Source organism: Georgenia sp. (assembly GCF_054605595.1).
Map to the genome: position 1 here is coordinate 1 of NZ_JBTSDU010000069.1, position 15,526 is coordinate 15,526.

Consider the following 15,526-nt stretch of genomic DNA (forward strand, 5'->3'; position numbering starts at 1 on the left):
GAACTCGCAGCCGGCCTCGTCCACCCCGAGGGAGGTGAAGTAGTTGAGGACGTTGAAGGAGGCGAGGCGGATGTCGCCGCCCACATCCTGCGGGTGGGCCGCGCGGGTGTTCTCGAACGTCGCGGGGGCGGCGCCGTTGTCACCGGTGACCTGCGTGACGGGCTGGAAGTTCCACTGGAAGCGGTAGTCCAGGACCACCGGGGCGGTGAAGGTGACGTCCGCGCCCACGCGCACCGGCTTGTCCAGGCTGAGGTAGGGCACCGGCGTCTCGTGGTTCGGGAAGCCGAAGTTCGTGTAGTCCCAGCTGGAGCCGTCGTCGAGCGTGATGGCACGGGCCGCGTTGTCGGCGGCCACGGCGGCGAAGCCGGCCGGGTCCGTCACCGGGTTGGCGACCTCGCTGGGCTGGACGAGGGGTTCCTCGCCCGCCGCGAGGCCGACGGTGCCGAACCGGTTGGTCGGGTAGGTGTCGGTCACCGTGTAGGACCCCTGCGGGGCGAGCAGCATGCCTTCGTAGCGCTCGCGCTCGGCGTCGGTCGCCGGCAGGGCGACGGCGGCCGGGACGACGGGCTCGACGGCCTCGTCGAGGACGGTCCACTCCGCGGCGGTGATCTCGGTGAGGGTGAAGAACTCCGAGACCTCCCCGGTGACCTCCAGGTACTGGCCGATCTCGACGTCGGCGGCGAGGGCGGCATCGAAGACGAAGACGCCGTGCGAGGCGGTGTGGGCTGTCAGGTCGGCGCCGGTGCCGGGTGTCTGGATGTACGCGCCGTTGAAGTTGCCGGTGGGGTACACCGCCGTCACCACGCCACGCGTCGTCACGCTCCGGCCCGCGAGCGGGGAGGAGTCGCCGGTGCCCTGGACCTCGGCGATGGTCGCCGCCACGGGGGCCGGGTCCGGATCCGGGTCCTCGCCGCCGTCGCCGGTCGCGTTCTGCGGGGTGACGTCGGTGACGAACGTGAAGTCGACGCTGTTGTCGTCGGTGTCGACGCCGTCGCTGCGGGCGAGCGAGCCGACGGTGCCGGTGCCCTGCCCGGCCGGGGCGGCGAGGGTCTCGAACGTGTCACCGGTGCCGTACCCGAGCAGGTCCACCACCTGGCCGGCGACGTCTCCCTTGGGGAGGGAAGCGGGCGACGTGCCGTCGACCAGGGCGATGACGCCGCTGGTGCCGGACGGGTTGATCGTGCCGACCTGGTCGGGCGTGGGGAGCGGCTCGCCGCCCGTGCCGTTGGAGCCGCCCTGGACGAGGAAGTGGCCGCCCGCCGGGATCGTTCCCGCGAGATCGACCGTGCTGCTGAAGCTCGCGCCGGTCGCCGATTTGTACTGCAGGCTCATGCCGTCGAGCGCGATGTCCGCCGCCGTGGGGTTGAAGAGCTCGACGAACTTGTTGCTGTAGGGCTGGACGGCACTGCCACCGACGAGGAACGCCTCGTTGATGACGACGGCGTCGCCCGCGGGCGACGCCGTCGCCGGGACGGCCAGCACCACGGGGGCGACGGCCACCGCACATGCCGCCATGACCACCCCCGCCCGCCTGGTCGGGAATCTGCTCCGCTGCACGCTCACGTGATCCTGTCTCCTTCGCCGGCGCGGCCGGCATCGAGGCGCGGGCATGCCCGCCGGATGTAGGCACCACGTGAGATCCCCCCTCGCAGCCCCCCGCCCGATGTTTCCGGTCGTCTCGGCGTTGGTCAATGGGCCGGACTGCCCGTCGTCGAGAGTTCACCGGCCCGCCACCAGCGGGCTACGCGCTCACCCTGCGGGCGATCGGCCGGCGCCGCTGCGGGACGACCACCCGCGCCCGCGGCCGGATCGTGGCGGACCTGCGGCGACACCGCGGCCTGTTGGCGTGCAACGAAGGCCCCGGACGGCGATCATGGGGGGACGACCGGGCCGGGCCCGGGCAACGAGGCACGCCGAGGAGACGATCGCGTTGAGCACATCCGGAGACCAGCCGACCAGCCCCGTGGTCGAGACCACCAGAGTGGGAGGACCGGACAAGAGTCGCACGATCGGGGAGATCGTCGCCTCGATCTCCGAGCAGTTCTCGCGGCTCGTGCGGGACGAGTTCCGGCTCGCCCAGGCCCAGCTCGTGGAGAAGGGCAAGAAGGTCGGTGCCGGTGCGGCCGCACTGGCGGTCGCGGCTGTGCTCGCGCTCTACGCCCTCGGCGTGCTGATCGCCGCCGCCGTGCTGGGGCTGGCGACGGCGCTGCCCGCGTGGCTCTCGGCGCTGATCATCGGCGTCGTGCTGCTCGTCGTCGCCGGCGTCGCGGCGTTCGTCGGGAAGCGGATGTTCGACGCGTCGAAGGACCACACCGTCAACCCGCAGGAGGGCCTCAGGGAGGACCTCGACGCCGTGAAGAAGGGGATCAAGAAGTGACCAGCGAGAACGGCACGCCCAGCCCGGAGAAGGACAAGCGCACCCCCGAGCAGATCGAGGCCGACCTCGCCCGGATGCGCCTGGAGCTGACGGACGACGTCAACGAGCTCGCGGACCGGCTCGACCCCCGGGCGCAGATGGGCGCGGCGAAGACCGCCGCGACGCAGCGGGCCAGGACGTTCGCCGACGACCTCAAGCGCCGTGATCCCAAGGCGCTCGGGCTCACGGGCGGCGCGGCGGCACTGTTCGTGCTCGCCGTCGTGCGGGCGGTGCGCCGCCGCTGAGCGGCGCGCTCTCGTGAGCGGCGCACCCGTCGTCCAGCGGTGCACCGCCCGGTGAGCAGCTGCACGCCGGGCGTCGAGGAACCGGCCGGTGAGCAGCGGTGCGCCGGCCGGTGCGACGTGGGTCTATCGGTCCTCGGCGTCGTGGTGGGGAGCCTCGATACCGCTCGCCAGGAGCAGGTCCTCGACCTCGCTGGCGCGGAAACGACGGTGCCCGCCCAGCGTCCTGATCGACGAGATCTTGCCCGCGTTCGCCCATCGGGTCACCGTCTTGGGGTCGACCCGGAAGCGTGCCGCCACCTCGGAGGGTGTCAGTAGCTGATCCGCCGACCCATCGGTCATGGTCATGGCTCCGCTCCTCGATTCGCCGTGACGGGACACAACTGGTCCGCCGCTGTGGGTTCACCCAATCACGACGGCGGTGGACGAAAACGGGCCAATGGTCCCGACAAACTGGACGATTGCGGCAGGGCAAGGCCACGATCGGGATCATCGTGACGTGATCTTCGCGACAATCCGGGCGAACGGTGCGGGTGGTCGACAGGTGGGCGAGCGGGCACTCCTGGGGCCCACCGGGACCGAACGAGACCTGCGGCACAGCGCCCACCACCACCAGGAATGGATGCGGAGTGCCGCGACGATGTACCGTGGCATCACGACACATTGACCATATACACGGGGCCGCACCGCGTTCGGTGCCTGCCCCGTATCTACGTTGGAGGGGGTCGACGCCATGGGGCGCGGCCGTCAGAAGGCCAAGCAGACGAAGGTCGCTCGCAAGCTGAAATATTTCAGCCCCGAGACCGACTACCGGGCTCTCGAGAAAGAGCTCACGTCGCACACTGACGACGTAGAGGGCGATCTCGGTCGCATCTCGTCCGGCAAGGACGGATGGGACGACCCCGAGAAAGGCTGGAACGACGTCCGTTCCAGCTGACTCGGAGCGTCGGGTACCGCCCGGCGTCCAGATCGCACCGACGACAGGTCATCAGGCTTGAGTCGCCGTGCTCACCGCGGTGGGCACGGCGACTCCGTGCTGCCCGCGCGCGCCGGCCCCGGCGACCGGTCACGCACCCGATGGCGCGATCCACCACCGGCCACCCGGGCACCGCCGACCACCCCGGCACCGCCGTCGCTCAGCTCGTGCGGTAGGTACCCCGCACGCGCACGGCACCGCCGTCGCTCAGCTCGTGCGGTAGGTGCCCCGCAGGCGCACGGTGCCACCGTCGACACCCTTGGTGCCCCGGACGACGTCCGCGGCGGGGCCGGGCCCGCCGTCGTCGGTGCGCACCGCTCCCAGCACCCACGCGTCGATGCCTGCCGCGCGCACCGCGGCGAGCGCACGCTCCCCGCTCTCGGGCGCCACGACGGCGACCATCCCGACGCCGAGGTTGAGCGTGCCCTGCAGGTCCTCCCACGGCACCCGCCCGAGGATGCGCACGAGGTCGAACACGGGCGGGACCACCCAGGAGGCACGGTCGATCTCCGCGGCGAGCCCCTTCGGCAGCACCCGGGCCAGGTTGGCGGCGAGCCCGCCGCCGGTCACGTGGCTGAACGCGTGCACGTCCACCTGGTCGATGAGCTCCAGACACACCGGCGTGTAGAGCCTGGTCGGCTCGAGCAGCTCCGCACCGATGGTCCGCCCGAGCGAGGGCACGTCCCGGTCGTACGCCCACCCCGCGAGGGAGAGCACCCGCCGCACGAGGGAGTAGCCGTTCGAGTGGAGCCCCGAGGCTGCCATGGCGATGACGACGTCGCCCGCGCGCACCCGCTCGGCACCGAGCACACGGTCGGCCTCCACCACCCCGGTGGCCGCGCCGGCCACGTCGTACTCGTGCTCGCCGAGCAGGCCGGGGTGCTCCGCGGTCTCCCCGCCCAGGAGCGGGGTGCCCACGATGGCGCAGGCCTCGGCGATCCCTCGCACGATGTCCGCGACCCGCTGGGGCACCACCTTGCCGGTGGCGATGTAGTCGGTCATGAGCAGCGGGCGCGCACCGACGACGACGATGTCGTCGACCACCATGCCCACGAGGTCGTGCCCGATGGTGTGGTGGACGTCCATCGCCTGGGCGACGGCGACCTTGGTGCCGACGCCGTCGGTCGACGTCGCCAGCAGCGGCCGGCGGTACTCCTTCAGCGCGGAGACGTCGACGAGGCCCGCGAAGCCGCCGACCCCGCCCACCACACCGGGGGTGTGGGTGGCCCGGACGGCGTCCTTCATGAGCTCGACGGCCAGGTCACCCGCCTCGGTGTCCACGCCCGCACCGGCGTAGGTGACCGGACCGCCGTCGACGGGGTGCTGTGCGCTCACTGGGTGGCTCCTTCGGTGCTGTCGGTCGGCAGGGCGGCGCCGCGAACGTCCGCGGCGGCGGTGTCCTCGGGCACCGAGGGGGCGGCCGCGCCGGAGACGGTCGCGTCACCGTGGAGCGGTATCGGGTAGTGGCCGGTGAAGCACGCGGTGCACAGCCGCTCCCCCGGCACCGTGGTGGCGGCGACCATCCCCTCGAGCGAGAGGTAGCCGAGCGAGTCGGCGCCCAGGGAGTCCCGGAGCTCGTCGATGGTCAGGCCGTTGGCGATGAGCTCGGCGCGGGTGGCGAAGTCGATGCCGTAGAAGCAGGGCCACTTCACCGGCGGGGAGGAGATGCGCACGTGCACCTCGGCGGCACCGGCCTCGCGGAGCATGCGCACCAGGGCCCGCTGGGTGTTGCCGCGCACGATCGAGTCGTCGACGACGATCAGCCGCTGCCCGGCGATGACCTCCTTGAGCGGGTTGAGCTTGAGGCGGATACCGAGCTGGCGGATGGTGTCCGTGGGCTGGATGAAGGTCCGGCCCACGTAGGAGTTCTTCACCAGGCCCTGCGCGAACGGGATCCCGGACTCCTGCGCGTACCCGATCGCGGCGGGGGTGCCGGACTCGGGTGTCGGGATGACCAGATCGGCGTCGACCGGGTTCTCCCGCGCCAGCACCCGCCCCATCTCGGTGCGGGCGGCGTTGACGGGCACCCCGGCGATCTTGGTGTCGGGCCGGGCGAGGTAGACGTACTCGAAGACGCAGCCGTGCGGCGTCGGTGCGGCGAAGTGCTGCGAGCGCAGCCCGTCGGCGTCGATGATCAGGAGCTCCCCGGGCTCGACCTCGCGGACGAAGGTGGCGCCGACGATGTCCAGCGCCGCCGTCTCCGAGGCCACCGCCCAGCCCCGCTCGAGGCGGCCGAGCACGAGCGGGCGCACCCCGTGGGCGTCGCGCGCCGCGTAGAGCGCGTGCTCGTCCATGAACGCGAGGGAGAAGGCACCCTCGAGCAGCGGGAGCACCTCCCGGGCGACGTCCTCGAGCCGCTCGCCCTGCTGGGACACCCCACCGAGGAGGGCGGTGACGACGGCCGTGTCGGTCGAGGAACCGCGGCCCAGCTCGCCGGAGAGGTCCTTGCCGAAGCGCTCGTGCACCAGGTCCATGAGGCGCCGGGTGTTGGTGAGGTTGCCGTTGTGCCCGAGCGCGACCGTGCCGGAGGCCGTGGGGCCGAGCGTGGGCTGGGCGTTCTCCCACGTGGACGAGCCGGTGGTCGAGTACCTCGTGTGCCCGATGGCGATGTGGCCCCGCAGACCCTGCAACGCGCGGTCGTCGAACACCTGGGAGACGAGGCCCATGTCCTTGTAGACGAGGATCTTCTCGCCGTCGGAGGTGGCGATGCCGGCGGACTCCTGGCCGCGGTGCTGCAGGGCGTAGATCCCGAAGTAGGTCAGGCGGGCGACGTCCTCACCGGGCGCCCAGACCCCGAAGACGCCGCACTCGTCCTGCGGCCCCTTCTCGCCCGGGAGGAGCTCATGGGAAAGGCGTCCGTCTCCACGTGCCACGTCCGCCATGCTCCCACACCGCCGGTGCGCCGGTGCGGGCCTGTCCACGGCCGGTGCCCCACCCCAGGCGCCTCAGCCGCGGAGCCGGTCCTCGACCCGCCGGACCTTCTCGGTCAGCTGCCCGGTGAACCCGGGCCGGATGTCCGCCTTGATGACCAGGCTGACGCGCGGGCTCGAGGCGGCGACGGCCTCGGTCGCCCGGCGGATGACGTCCATGCACTCGTCCCACTCGCCCTCGAGGGTGGTGAACATGGCCGTGGTCTCGTTCGGCAGGCCGGACTCGCGCACCACCTGCACGGCCGCGGCGACGGCGGCACTGACGGATCCGTCCGGGGAGTCGGCGGTGGTGGGGGCGACGGAGAAGGCGAAGAGCATGCACCCAGGCTAGTCGCCCGCACGAACCTGGCTCCCCCACCCACGGGCGTTCGTCCACCCCCTCCCGGAGCCGGCCCCCGGCCTGCGGGGATGGCACCAGTTCGGCACGGACGGCAGGACGGTCAGGCGAGCGCGAACCGCACCCGCCGGCGAGCGACGTCGACCTCGGTCAGCCGCACCCTGATGCGCTCCCCGAGCGGGAGCCCCGTCCCCTCCACGGTGCCCTCGACGGCGGGCTCACCGAGCACCACGATGCCGCGCTGGGTGGCGGGGGTGCCGTCGTCGGCAGCGGCGGCACCGCCGTTGCGTTCCCGCCCGTCGACCTCGACGAGCACGCCCTCGAAGACCTCCCCCACCCGACCCTCGAGCACCAGCGCCTCGAGAGCGTTGACGGCCCCACGCTCGTAGCTGTTGGCCCGCTGGGTGGTGCGGGCCATCGTCGCCGGCAGGGTGCGCAGGGCGTCGAGGACCCACCCTGGCACGGGCCGCCCGGTGCAGTGCGCGAGGCAGACGGCCAGGCCGTACCGGTCCACCAGACGCCGCAGCGGGGCAGTGACGTGCGCGTACTCCGCGGCGATCGCGCTGTGCCGGGAGGTGGGAGCCGAGCCGTTCCCGGTGGCGTCGTCCGCCGCTCCCCCGACGCCGAACGGCAGGTAGCCCGCCCCGCGGAACAAGGTGGTGGCCTCGTTGAGGAACGCGGCGTGGGCGGGCACGGTGGAGTCGAGCGTGCGCAGCATCTCCCCGTACGGGGTGTCGTCCGGCCAGGGCACGCCGAGGGCGACGGCCGAGCGCCGCAGCCGCTCGAGGTCACGCGGATCGGCGTCGGGCAGGGTGCGCAGGATGCCGACGCCCGCCGCGCGCATGACCCGGGCGGCGGCGATGCCGGTGAGCAGCGAGAGCTGGGCGTTCCAGCCCTCGACCGGCAGCGTCGCCCGGTACGTCAGGACGAAGCCGTGGCTGTTCTGCTCGACGCGTTGCTCCGGGATGTCGAGCGAGACGCCGCCGCGGGCCCGCTCCCGGTCCTGTCGCAGCCGCCCGACCGTGCGCAGCAGCTCGGGCAGGTCGGCAGGCACGGCGTCCGGGAGCACGCCGCCGTCGTCGTGCGCGGCCTGCACCTGCTCATAGGTGAGCTGGGCGCGCGAGCGGACCAGCGCCAGCTCCACGCGGACGTCGGTGAGTGCGCCGTCGGCCGCCAGGCGCAGGTGCCACAGGTAGGCGGGGCGGTCCTGGTCCGGCAGGAGGCTGGCGACGCCGGCGCTCAGCGCGGGCGGGTGGAGCGGGAAGGACCGGTCGGGTCCGTAGACGGTGACGCCGCGCTCGTGGGCCTCGCGGTCGATGGCGCCGCCGGGGACGACGAACTCGGAGACCGCGGCGATGGCGTACCTGACCAGGTAGCCCGCGTCGGCGCGCTCGATGTGGAGGGCCTGGTCGAGGTCCCGCGCACCGGGCGGGTCGATCGTGACGAACGGGACGTCGGTCGCGTCGACCGGGGGCGGTGCGGCGGGCTCGGCGACGTCGGCCTCGGCCTCGACCGTGGGCGGGAAGGAGTCGTGGACACCCAGCTCGGCGCGCAGGCCCTCGAGTGCGCGCCGGACGGGGGCCGGCGGGGCGGTCGCGAGGCCGAGGTGACGGGCGGGCACGCCCTGGACCTTACGGCTCGCGTGTGCCGTGCGCACGGGTCACCCCCCTGAGCTGGTCGGCCCGGCGCAGGGACCGTCGGTCGAGCACGAGCGCGACGACGGCGCCGGCCAACGCGCCGACGGGGACGGAGGTGATCAGGAGCAGCGCGAAGAGGTTTCCCTGGGACAGCGCGCTCGCCGGGGAGAACAGCGTGAGCACGGCGGCGCCGAGGACGCCGGCCAGCATACCGAGCGTCACGATCCGGCCGTAGCGCGGTGCCCGCCGTAGCCGGGTGGGGTCGACGAGATACTCGGGCGTGGGCGCCGCTTCGGGCCCGGGCGTGGGCGCCTGGTCATGCCCGGGAGTGGGCGCCGCTTCGGGCCCGGGCGGTGCGGTGGAGGGTGCGGCCGGACCACTCCCCGCGGGCTCCGCGGGCTCCGCGGGCTCGGGGGACCCGGACGGTGTCGTGGGCGTGCTCACCCGAGCAACCTACCCGGGCGGGTGATCAGCGGGAGCACCCGCCCCAGGTCGGCCCGCACGCCGGAGGCGGCGACGCGGCCGGTGGCGACGGCGTCGGCCCAGGCGAGCCGGCCGGTCACGAGCGCGAGCCAGGTGCCCTGGTCGGTCTCGACCACGTTCGGGGGCGTCCCCCGGGTGTGCCGCGGCCCGGCGATGGCCTGCACCGCGCCGACGGGCGGTACGCGGACCTCCACGCTGTTGCCGGGCGAGCTCACCGCGAGCTCGTCGAGCGTGAAGCGCACGGCGGTGCGCACGAGGGCGGCCGGCACCTCGTCCTGGGTCATCCACCGACTCAGCGCGGCCATGCCCTCGACCGGGTCGATCCTTCGTCGCGGCGGCACCCCACCACGGTAGTCCGCGCCGCTGCGCGGGCGGGGCCACGGGCTGGTCGACCGGTGCCCGTGCGCGCCTCGCCGAGCGGCCGACCCACCAACCGGTGGCGTGCGTTCGCGGTCTGCCTCGGGGCGGGGTTCGTGACACTCCGGGAATGCTCGCCGTCACGCGCGTCGTCCCCGCTTCGGCAGGTGGACCGTCGTCGCGGGGATCACCGTGATGTCGGCGGGGCTCACCGGCGTGGCGGTCGTCACCGCGGTGTCCTTCACCACGCTGGGGGGCCGGGAACCCGGTGCCCCGGCCGGCGGGTACGGGCCGGCGCCGGGCGGGGGACTGCGGGTCACGCTCGCCCTGCTCGGGCTCGCCCTCCTGCCGGCCGTGGCGGACGCGCTGCGCCGGGGCCGCGGCCGGCAGGCGGCGCGGTGAGAACGCTCAGATGACGCCCTGGTCGATCATCGCGTCGGCCACCTTGCGGAAGCCGGCGATGTTCGCACCGACGACGTAGTCACCGGGGTGGTCGTACGCCTCGGCGGTGATCTCGCACTTCTCGTGGATGCGCTCCATGATGCCCTCGAGCTTGGACACCACCTCGGCGAACGTCAGCGGCTCCCGCGAGGCGTTCTGCGCCATCTCGAGCGCCGACGTCGCCACACCGCCCGCGTTGGCCGCCTTCCCGGGGGCGAACAGCACCCCGGCGGACTGGAGGAGCTCGACGGCGTCGGGCGTGGTCGGCATGTTGGCACCCTCCGCCACCGCCACCACGCCGTGCTTCACGAGCTGCTCGGCGCCGTGGTGGTCGAGCTCGTTCTGCGTGGCGCACGGCAGGGCGACCGTGCACGGCACGTCCCACACGCGCCCGTCCTGCACCAGGCGGGCCCCGGGGCGGCGGGCCACGTACTCGGACAGGCGCGCCCGCTCGACCTCCTTGACCTGCTGCAGCAGCTCGACGTCGATCCCGGCCTCGTCGACGACGTAGCCGGCGGAGTCCGAGACGGTGACGACCTGCGCGCCGAGCTCCTGCGCCTTGGCGACGGCGTAGATCGCGACGTTGCCGCTGCCGGAGACCACCACCCGCTGTCCCTCCATCGCCTGACCGACGGTCTTGAGCATCCGGTCCGCGAAGAAGACGACGCCGAAGCCGGTCGCCTCGGTGCGGCCCCGGGAGCCGCCCCAGGGGATGCCCTTGCCGGTGAGGACGCCCATCTCGGCGCGGTTGGTGATGCGGCGGTACTGCCCGTACAGGTAGCCGATCTCCCGGCCGCCGACGCCGATGTCCCCGGCCGGCACGTCGGTGTGCTCACCGATGTGCCGGTACAGCTCGGTCATGAAGGACTGGCAGAACCGCATGACCTCGCGGTCGCTGCGCCCGTGCGGGTCGAAGTCGGAGCCACCCTTGCCGCCGCCGATGCCCCGGCCGGTGAGGGAGTTCTTGAAGGTCTGTTCGAAGCCGAGGAACTTGATGATCCCCAGGTTCACGCTCGGGTGGAACCGCAGCCCACCCTTGTAGGGGCCGATCGCCGAGTTGAACTCGACCCGGTAGCCACGGTCGACCTGGATCTTGCCGGCGTCGTCGACCCACGGCACCCGGAACATGATCTGCCGCTCGGGCTCGGTGATGCGGGACAGGATCGCGTGCTCGCGGTACTCGGGGTGCTTGGCCACCACCGGACCCAGCGTCTCGAAGACCTCCCGAACCGCCTGGTGGAACTCCGCCTCCCCCGGGTTGCGCCGCAGTACCTGCTCGTACGCCTCGTTGAGCTCTTCCTGCACGGGGTCGGTCCTCTCGTCTCGGTGGTGCCGGGGCACCAGCCCTGTCGTACGCGGCTGTGCCGCGCCGTTCCGTCCGCACGGCTCACGCCGCCGGCAGTGTTGTGCAGCCGTCAGCCGAAGTGCCGCGGCAGCGTGCCCGCCGAGGCCTCGCCCAGCTCGGCGACCGGGATGGTGAAGGTGTCGGCGACGGTCAGGGAGGGGCCGCCCTCGACGCCGCCGTCTCCGGTGGTGCCGATCTTCGCGCACGGCACGCCGTTCGCCGCACAAAGATCCACCAGTCGGGACGCCGCCCCGGGTGCGGTCGCGACGACGGCGCGGGCCCCGGACTCGGAGAACAGCAACGCCGCCAGGTCGAGGCCGTCGCGCGCGGCGACCGGACCGAGGTCGACGTGGGCCCCGACGCCGAAGCGTAGCACCATGTCGACCAACGTCTGGGAGAGCCCACCGGTGGAGACGTCGTGGGCCGCGTGGGCGGTGCCGTCCGCCGCGGCGACGAGCACCCGCGCCAGCGCGGCCTCCGCCGCCAGGTCCACGCGCGGCGGCCGGCCGCCGAGGTGCCCCTGCACGACGTCGGCCCAGGCGGAGCCGTCGAGCTCGGTCGCGGTGGCGCCCAGGAGGTGGATCTCCGCACCGGGAGCGGTCCAGCCCGACGGCGTGGCCCGGGAGACGTCGTCGAGCACCCCGAGCACACCCATCACCGGGGTGGGGTTGATGGAGGAGTCGATGCGGCCCGGGGCGCCGGTGCCGTTGTAGAGGGAGACGTTGCCGCCGGTGACGGGCACGCCGAGGACCTGGCAGGCGTCGGCCAGGCCGGTGATCGCCTGGACGAGCTGCCACATGGCGTCCGGGTCCTCGGGGGAGCCGAAGTTGAGGCAGTCGGTCACGGCGAGCGGGCGGGCCCCCACGGTCGCGACGTTGCGGTACGCCTCGGCGAGGGCCTGCTGCGCCCCGGTGTAGGGGTCGAGCTTGGTGAACCGGCCGTTGGCGTCGGTGGACAACGCCACCCCCAGGCCGGTGGTCTCGTCGACCCGGACCACGCCGGCGTCGTCGGGCTGGGCCAGGGCCGTGTTGCCCTGCACGTACCGGTCGTACTGGTCGGTCACCCACGCCTTGGACGCCAGGTTCGGCGACGCCGCCAGCGCGAGGACCTGGGCGCGCAGCTCGGGGCCGGCGGGGCGGGGCAACGCCGCGGCGGAGTCGGCGTTGAGGGCGTCCTGCCAGGCGGGGCGGGCGTACGGACGGTCGTACAGGGGGGCGTCGTGGGCGACGGTGCGGGGGTCGACGTCGACGATGCGGTGCCCGTGGTGGTCGATGGTGAGCCGCCCGGTGCCGGTGACCTCGCCGATGACGGCGCTCTCGACGTCCCACCTCGCCGTGATCGCGAAGAACTCCTCGAGCTCGTCGGGCGCGACGACGGCCATCATCCGCTCCTGCGACTCGCTCATGAGGATCTCGCCGGCGTTCAGACCGGGGTCGCGCAGCAGCACGTTCTCCAGGTCCACGTGCATGCCGCCGTCGCCGTTGGAGGCGAGCTCCGACGTCGCGCAGGAGATGCCGGCGGCGCCGAGGTCCTGGATGCCCTCGACCACCCCGGCGGAGAACAGGTCGAGGCAGCACTCGATGAGGACCTTCTCCATGAACGGGTCGCCCACCTGGACGCTCGGGCGCTTGGTGGGCATGCCGCCCTCGAACGTCTCGGACGCGAGGATCGAGGCGCCGCCGATGCCGTCGCCGCCGGTGCGGGCACCGAACAGGACCACCTTGTTCCCGGCGCCGGAGGCGTTGGCCAGGTGGATGTCCTCATGGCGCAGCACGCCCAGGCACAGGGCGTTGACGAGCGGGTTGCCCTGGTAGGAGGGGTCGAAGTCGACCTCGCCGCCGATGTTGGGCAGGCCCAGGCAGTTGCCGTAGCCGGCGACGCCGGCGACGACGCCGTGCACCACGCGGGCGGTGTCGAGGTGGTCGACGGCGCCGAAGCGGAGCTGGTCCATCACGGCGACGGGCCGGGCACCCATGGAGATGATGTCGCGCACGATGCCGCCGACGCCGGTCGCGGCGCCCTGGTAGGGCTCGACGAAGCTCGGGTGGTTGTGGGACTCGACCTTGAAGGTCACCGCCCAGCCCTGCCCGATGTCCACGACGCCGGCGTTCTCCCCCATCCCGACCAGGAGGTGCTCGCGCATCGCGTCGGTGGTCTTGGTGCCGAACTGGGACAGGTGCTTCTTGGAGGACTTGTACGAGCTGTGCTCGGACCACATCACCGAGTACATGGCCAGCTCGGCGGCGGTGGGGCGGCGGCCGAGCAGCGCGACGATCTGGGCGTACTCGTCGGCCTTGAGGCCAAGCTCACGGTAGGGCAGCTCCACCTCAGGGGTGGCGGCGGCGTGCTCGACGGTGTCGGGCACCTGCTCGGCCAAGGTCATCGTTCCTCCGCGGCTGGGGTGTGCCGCCCAGCGTACCCAGGCCGCCCGGGACCATCGCGCCGCGTCCGCCGGGTGATCGTCGCCGTCGACCCGGCCGGGCACGCACCACCGGGTGGCGGCGGCCACCCACCGCCGGTGACGCGGGCCGTCCGTCGGTGGCCCTCGTCGCCGATCAGGGGTTTGATCGGGACATGAGGACCGTCACCGTCGACTCCGCAGACCTCGCCGATCTCGCCGCCCAGCTCGACGAGCTCGCCGCCCACCGGCTCACCACCGGCGCCGACCGCGCCCGCCGGCTCCTCGCGGGCCGCCGCGTCTGGAACGTCAGCGCCACCACCGGCGGCGGCGTCGGCGAGCTGATCAGCACGCTGGTGCCCTACGCGCGGGCCGCCGGCGTCGATGCCCGCTGGGGCGTGCTCGACGGCGACCGCGACTTCGCGGCGATCGCCGCGCGGCTGCACCAGACGATGCACGGCGACCCGGGCGACGGCGGCGAGCTCGGCCCGGCGGAGATGGCCCGGTACGACCGGGTGGCCGCGGCGAACCTGGCCGAGCTGGCCGAGTCGGTCGACCCCGGCGACGTCGTCATCCTGCACGATCCCGCCACCGCGGGCCTCGCGCCCGGGTTGGCGCGCCGCGGCGCCGTCGTGATCTGGCGCTGCCACCTGGGGACCGACACCCCGAACGAGCACGTGGACCGGGCGTGGGCGTTCCTCGAGCCGGCGCTCGAGGGTGCGGACCGGGTGGTGCTGAGCCGGGCGGCCTACCGGCCGGGCTTCCTCGACCCCGCCACCGTGCGGATCATCCCACCGTCGGTCGATCCGCTCTCGCCGAAGAACCGCACCCTGGCGCCGGGCCGGGTCGCGGAGCTGCTGCAGGGCGCGGGCCTGCTCGCACCGGCCCCGGCCGAGCCCGGCGCGATGCGGGCGGGCGGCCCGGTGCCCGCCGACGCCCGCATGGTGCTGCAGGTCTCCCGCTGGGACCGCCTCAAGGACCCGAGCGGGCTGATCATCGCGTTCGAGGAGGGCGTGGAGGACCTGCCCCAGGACGTGCACCTGGTCCTCGCCGGCGAGGACGCCCAGGAGGGCGAGCCCGGCTTCGACGTGCTCGACGACTGCCTGCAGATGTGGGCGGGGCTCGAGGCCCGCGACCGGGTGCACATCGCGTGCCTGCCCCACGACCGCACCGCCAACGCGCTCCTGGTCAACGCGCTGCAACGCCGCGCCGACGTCGTCGTCCAGAAGAGCCTGTCCGAGGGGTTCGGCCTGACGGTGGCCGAGGCGCTGTGGAAGGGGCGGCCCGTGGTGGCGACCGCCGTCGGTGGCATCCGCGACCAGATCGCCGACGGCGAGAACGGCCTGCTCGTGCCGGACCCGACCGACCTGCAGGTGCTCATGTCCCACGTGGGTCGCCTGCTGGCGGAGCCGGCGTTCGCGGCCCAGCTCGGGGCCGCGGCCCACGAGCGGGTCCGGCGCGAGTTCCTCAGCGACCGGCACCTGCTGGACTACCTGGACCTGCTGGCCGAGCTGGTCTGACCCCGGTCCCGGCGCTGCCGCACCGGCCGGGTCACCCGCGCCGGTCGGCCTCGAGGAAGCGCAGCCACACCTCGGACATCGTGGGGTAGGCGGGCACCGCGTGCCACAGCCGGTCGAGCGGCACCTCGCCGACCACGGCGATCGTCGCCGCGTGCAGCAGCTCGGCGACGTCCTGGCCGACGAACGTCGCCCCGAGGACGACGTCACGCTCGTCGTCGACCACGAGCTGCGCCCAGCCCGTATAGCCGTCGGCGTGCACGCTCGTGCCCGCCAGCGCCCCGAGGTCCTGCTCCAGCGTGCGGACCCGGTGGCCCCGCTCCCGTGCGGTGACCGGATCGAGCCCGATGCGCGCGACCTCCGGGTCGGTGAAGACGACCTGCGGCACCGCGGTGTGGTCGGCGGTGGTGGCGTACCGGCTCCACGGGGCGACGTCGTCCCCGAGCC

15 protein-coding genes and 1 pseudogene are annotated in these 15,526 nt (G+C 73.5%); 5 read left to right on the plus strand and 11 right to left on the minus strand.

Translation table 11 applies throughout. The annotated features are described in order from the left end of the window. The coding region (locus ACYC1Z_RS09310) for a lamin tail domain-containing protein (RefSeq protein WP_461409246.1) at positions 1-1,563 on the minus strand (1,563 nt) is incomplete at its 3' end. A 367-nt stretch (positions 1,564-1,930) separates the two neighbouring features. On the opposite strand from ACYC1Z_RS09310, the gene ACYC1Z_RS09315 reads away from it, so the two are divergent. Continuing rightward, the gene (locus ACYC1Z_RS09315) at positions 1,931-2,377 is read left to right on the plus strand and encodes a phage holin family protein (protein WP_461409247.1); all 447 of its coding nucleotides are present in this window, start codon (positions 1,931-1,933) and stop codon (positions 2,375-2,377) included. After that, positions 2,374-2,661 carry a DUF3618 domain-containing protein gene (locus ACYC1Z_RS09320; RefSeq protein WP_461409248.1) on the plus strand — a complete coding sequence of 96 codons (288 nt, stop codon included), beginning with the start codon at positions 2,374-2,376 and terminating at the stop codon, positions 2,659-2,661. Before ACYC1Z_RS09315 ends, ACYC1Z_RS09320 begins: the two co-directional genes overlap by 4 nt. Positions 2,662-2,784: 123 nt before the next feature. On the opposite strand, the gene ACYC1Z_RS09325 is transcribed toward ACYC1Z_RS09320, so the two are convergent. Further along, positions 2,785-3,006, minus strand: a complete 222-nt coding sequence (locus ACYC1Z_RS09325) for a BldC family transcriptional regulator (protein ID WP_461409249.1) — start codon at positions 3,004-3,006, stop codon at positions 2,785-2,787. A gap of 385 nt (positions 3,007-3,391) precedes the next feature. On the opposite strand from ACYC1Z_RS09325, the gene ACYC1Z_RS09330 reads away from it, so the two are divergent. Then, positions 3,392-3,595, plus strand: coding sequence for a DUF3073 domain-containing protein (locus ACYC1Z_RS09330; protein ID WP_461409260.1), 204 nt, complete (start codon positions 3,392-3,394; stop codon positions 3,593-3,595). Between the two features lie 246 nt (positions 3,596-3,841). On the opposite strand, the gene purM is transcribed toward ACYC1Z_RS09330, so the two are convergent. The 6 genes from purM to ACYC1Z_RS09360 all read right to left on the minus strand — a co-directional run bounded on the left by purM (position 3,842) and on the right by ACYC1Z_RS09360 (position 9,362). After that, positions 3,842-4,969 (minus strand): phosphoribosylformylglycinamidine cyclo-ligase, encoded by a 1,128-nt coding sequence (purM, locus tag ACYC1Z_RS09335; RefSeq protein ID WP_461409250.1) that lies wholly within the window; start codon positions 4,967-4,969, stop codon positions 3,842-3,844. Continuing rightward, positions 4,966-6,507, minus strand: a complete 1,542-nt coding sequence (purF, locus tag ACYC1Z_RS09340; protein WP_461409251.1) for an amidophosphoribosyltransferase — start codon at positions 6,505-6,507, stop codon at positions 4,966-4,968. Before purF ends, purM begins: the two co-directional genes overlap by 4 nt. 72 nt (positions 6,508-6,579) lie before the next feature. Next, positions 6,580-6,882: a thiamine-binding protein gene (locus ACYC1Z_RS09345; protein ID WP_461409252.1), complete on the minus strand. Its 303-nt coding sequence runs from the start codon at positions 6,880-6,882 to the stop codon at positions 6,580-6,582. Between the two features lie 122 nt (positions 6,883-7,004). Further along, positions 7,005-8,522, minus strand: a complete 1,518-nt coding sequence (locus ACYC1Z_RS09350; RefSeq protein WP_461409253.1) for an RNB domain-containing ribonuclease — start codon at positions 8,520-8,522, stop codon at positions 7,005-7,007. Between the two features lie 10 nt (positions 8,523-8,532). Continuing rightward, complete coding sequence (locus ACYC1Z_RS09355; protein WP_461409254.1) at positions 8,533-8,982, minus strand: hypothetical protein; 450 nt, start codon at positions 8,980-8,982, stop codon at positions 8,533-8,535. Continuing rightward, on the minus strand, positions 8,979-9,362 hold the full coding sequence (locus ACYC1Z_RS09360) for a sterol carrier family protein (protein WP_461409255.1): 384 nt from the start codon (positions 9,360-9,362) through the stop codon (positions 8,979-8,981). Before ACYC1Z_RS09360 ends, ACYC1Z_RS09355 begins: the two co-directional genes overlap by 4 nt. A 211-nt stretch (positions 9,363-9,573) precedes the next feature. Here ACYC1Z_RS09360 and ACYC1Z_RS09365 point away from each other — a divergent pair, with 211 nt between their 5' ends. After that, positions 9,574-9,780 carry a hypothetical protein gene (locus tag ACYC1Z_RS09365; RefSeq protein ID WP_461409256.1) on the plus strand — a complete coding sequence of 69 codons (207 nt, stop codon included), beginning with the start codon at positions 9,574-9,576 and terminating at the stop codon, positions 9,778-9,780. Between the two features lie 6 nt (positions 9,781-9,786). Here the strand turns inward: ACYC1Z_RS09365 and gdhA are convergent, their stop codons facing one another. Both gdhA and purL read right to left on the minus strand, forming a co-directional pair. Beyond that, positions 9,787-11,124, minus strand: a complete 1,338-nt coding sequence (gene gdhA / locus ACYC1Z_RS09370; RefSeq protein ID WP_461409257.1) for an NADP-specific glutamate dehydrogenase — start codon at positions 11,122-11,124, stop codon at positions 9,787-9,789. Between the two features lie 110 nt (positions 11,125-11,234). Further along, positions 11,235-13,547: a phosphoribosylformylglycinamidine synthase subunit PurL gene (gene purL / locus ACYC1Z_RS09375; protein WP_461409258.1), complete on the minus strand. Its 2,313-nt coding sequence runs from the start codon at positions 13,545-13,547 to the stop codon at positions 11,235-11,237. Between the two features lie 191 nt (positions 13,548-13,738). Between purL and ACYC1Z_RS09380 the strand changes: the two genes are divergently transcribed. Then, positions 13,739-15,082 carry a glycosyltransferase gene (locus ACYC1Z_RS09380; RefSeq protein ID WP_461409259.1) on the plus strand — a complete coding sequence of 448 codons (1,344 nt, stop codon included), beginning with the start codon at positions 13,739-13,741 and terminating at the stop codon, positions 15,080-15,082. 31 nt (positions 15,083-15,113) lie between these two features. Here the strand turns inward: ACYC1Z_RS09380 and ACYC1Z_RS09385 are convergent. After that, positions 15,114-15,526 (minus strand): annotated as a pseudogene (locus tag ACYC1Z_RS09385) (pyridine nucleotide-disulfide oxidoreductase); the annotation flags it as partial.

Bases quoted from the DNA above. Each gene is read 5' to 3' on its own strand.
- ACYC1Z_RS09330 (WP_461409260.1), top strand. From the start codon at position 3,392: ATGGGGCGCGGCCGTCAGAAGGCCAAGCAGACGAAGGTCGCTCGCAAG.
- purL (WP_461409258.1), bottom strand. From the start codon at position 13,547: ATGACCTTGGCCGAGCAGGTGCCCGACACCGTCGAGCACGCCGCCGCC.
- ACYC1Z_RS09345 (WP_461409252.1), bottom strand. From the start codon at position 6,882: ATGCTCTTCGCCTTCTCCGTCGCCCCCACCACCGCCGACTCCCCGGAC.
- ACYC1Z_RS09380 (WP_461409259.1), top strand. From the start codon at position 13,739: ATGAGGACCGTCACCGTCGACTCCGCAGACCTCGCCGATCTCGCCGCC.
- ACYC1Z_RS09365 (WP_461409256.1), top strand. From the start codon at position 9,574: ATGTCGGCGGGGCTCACCGGCGTGGCGGTCGTCACCGCGGTGTCCTTC.
- ACYC1Z_RS09325 (WP_461409249.1), bottom strand. From the start codon at position 3,006: ATGACCATGACCGATGGGTCGGCGGATCAGCTACTGACACCCTCCGAG.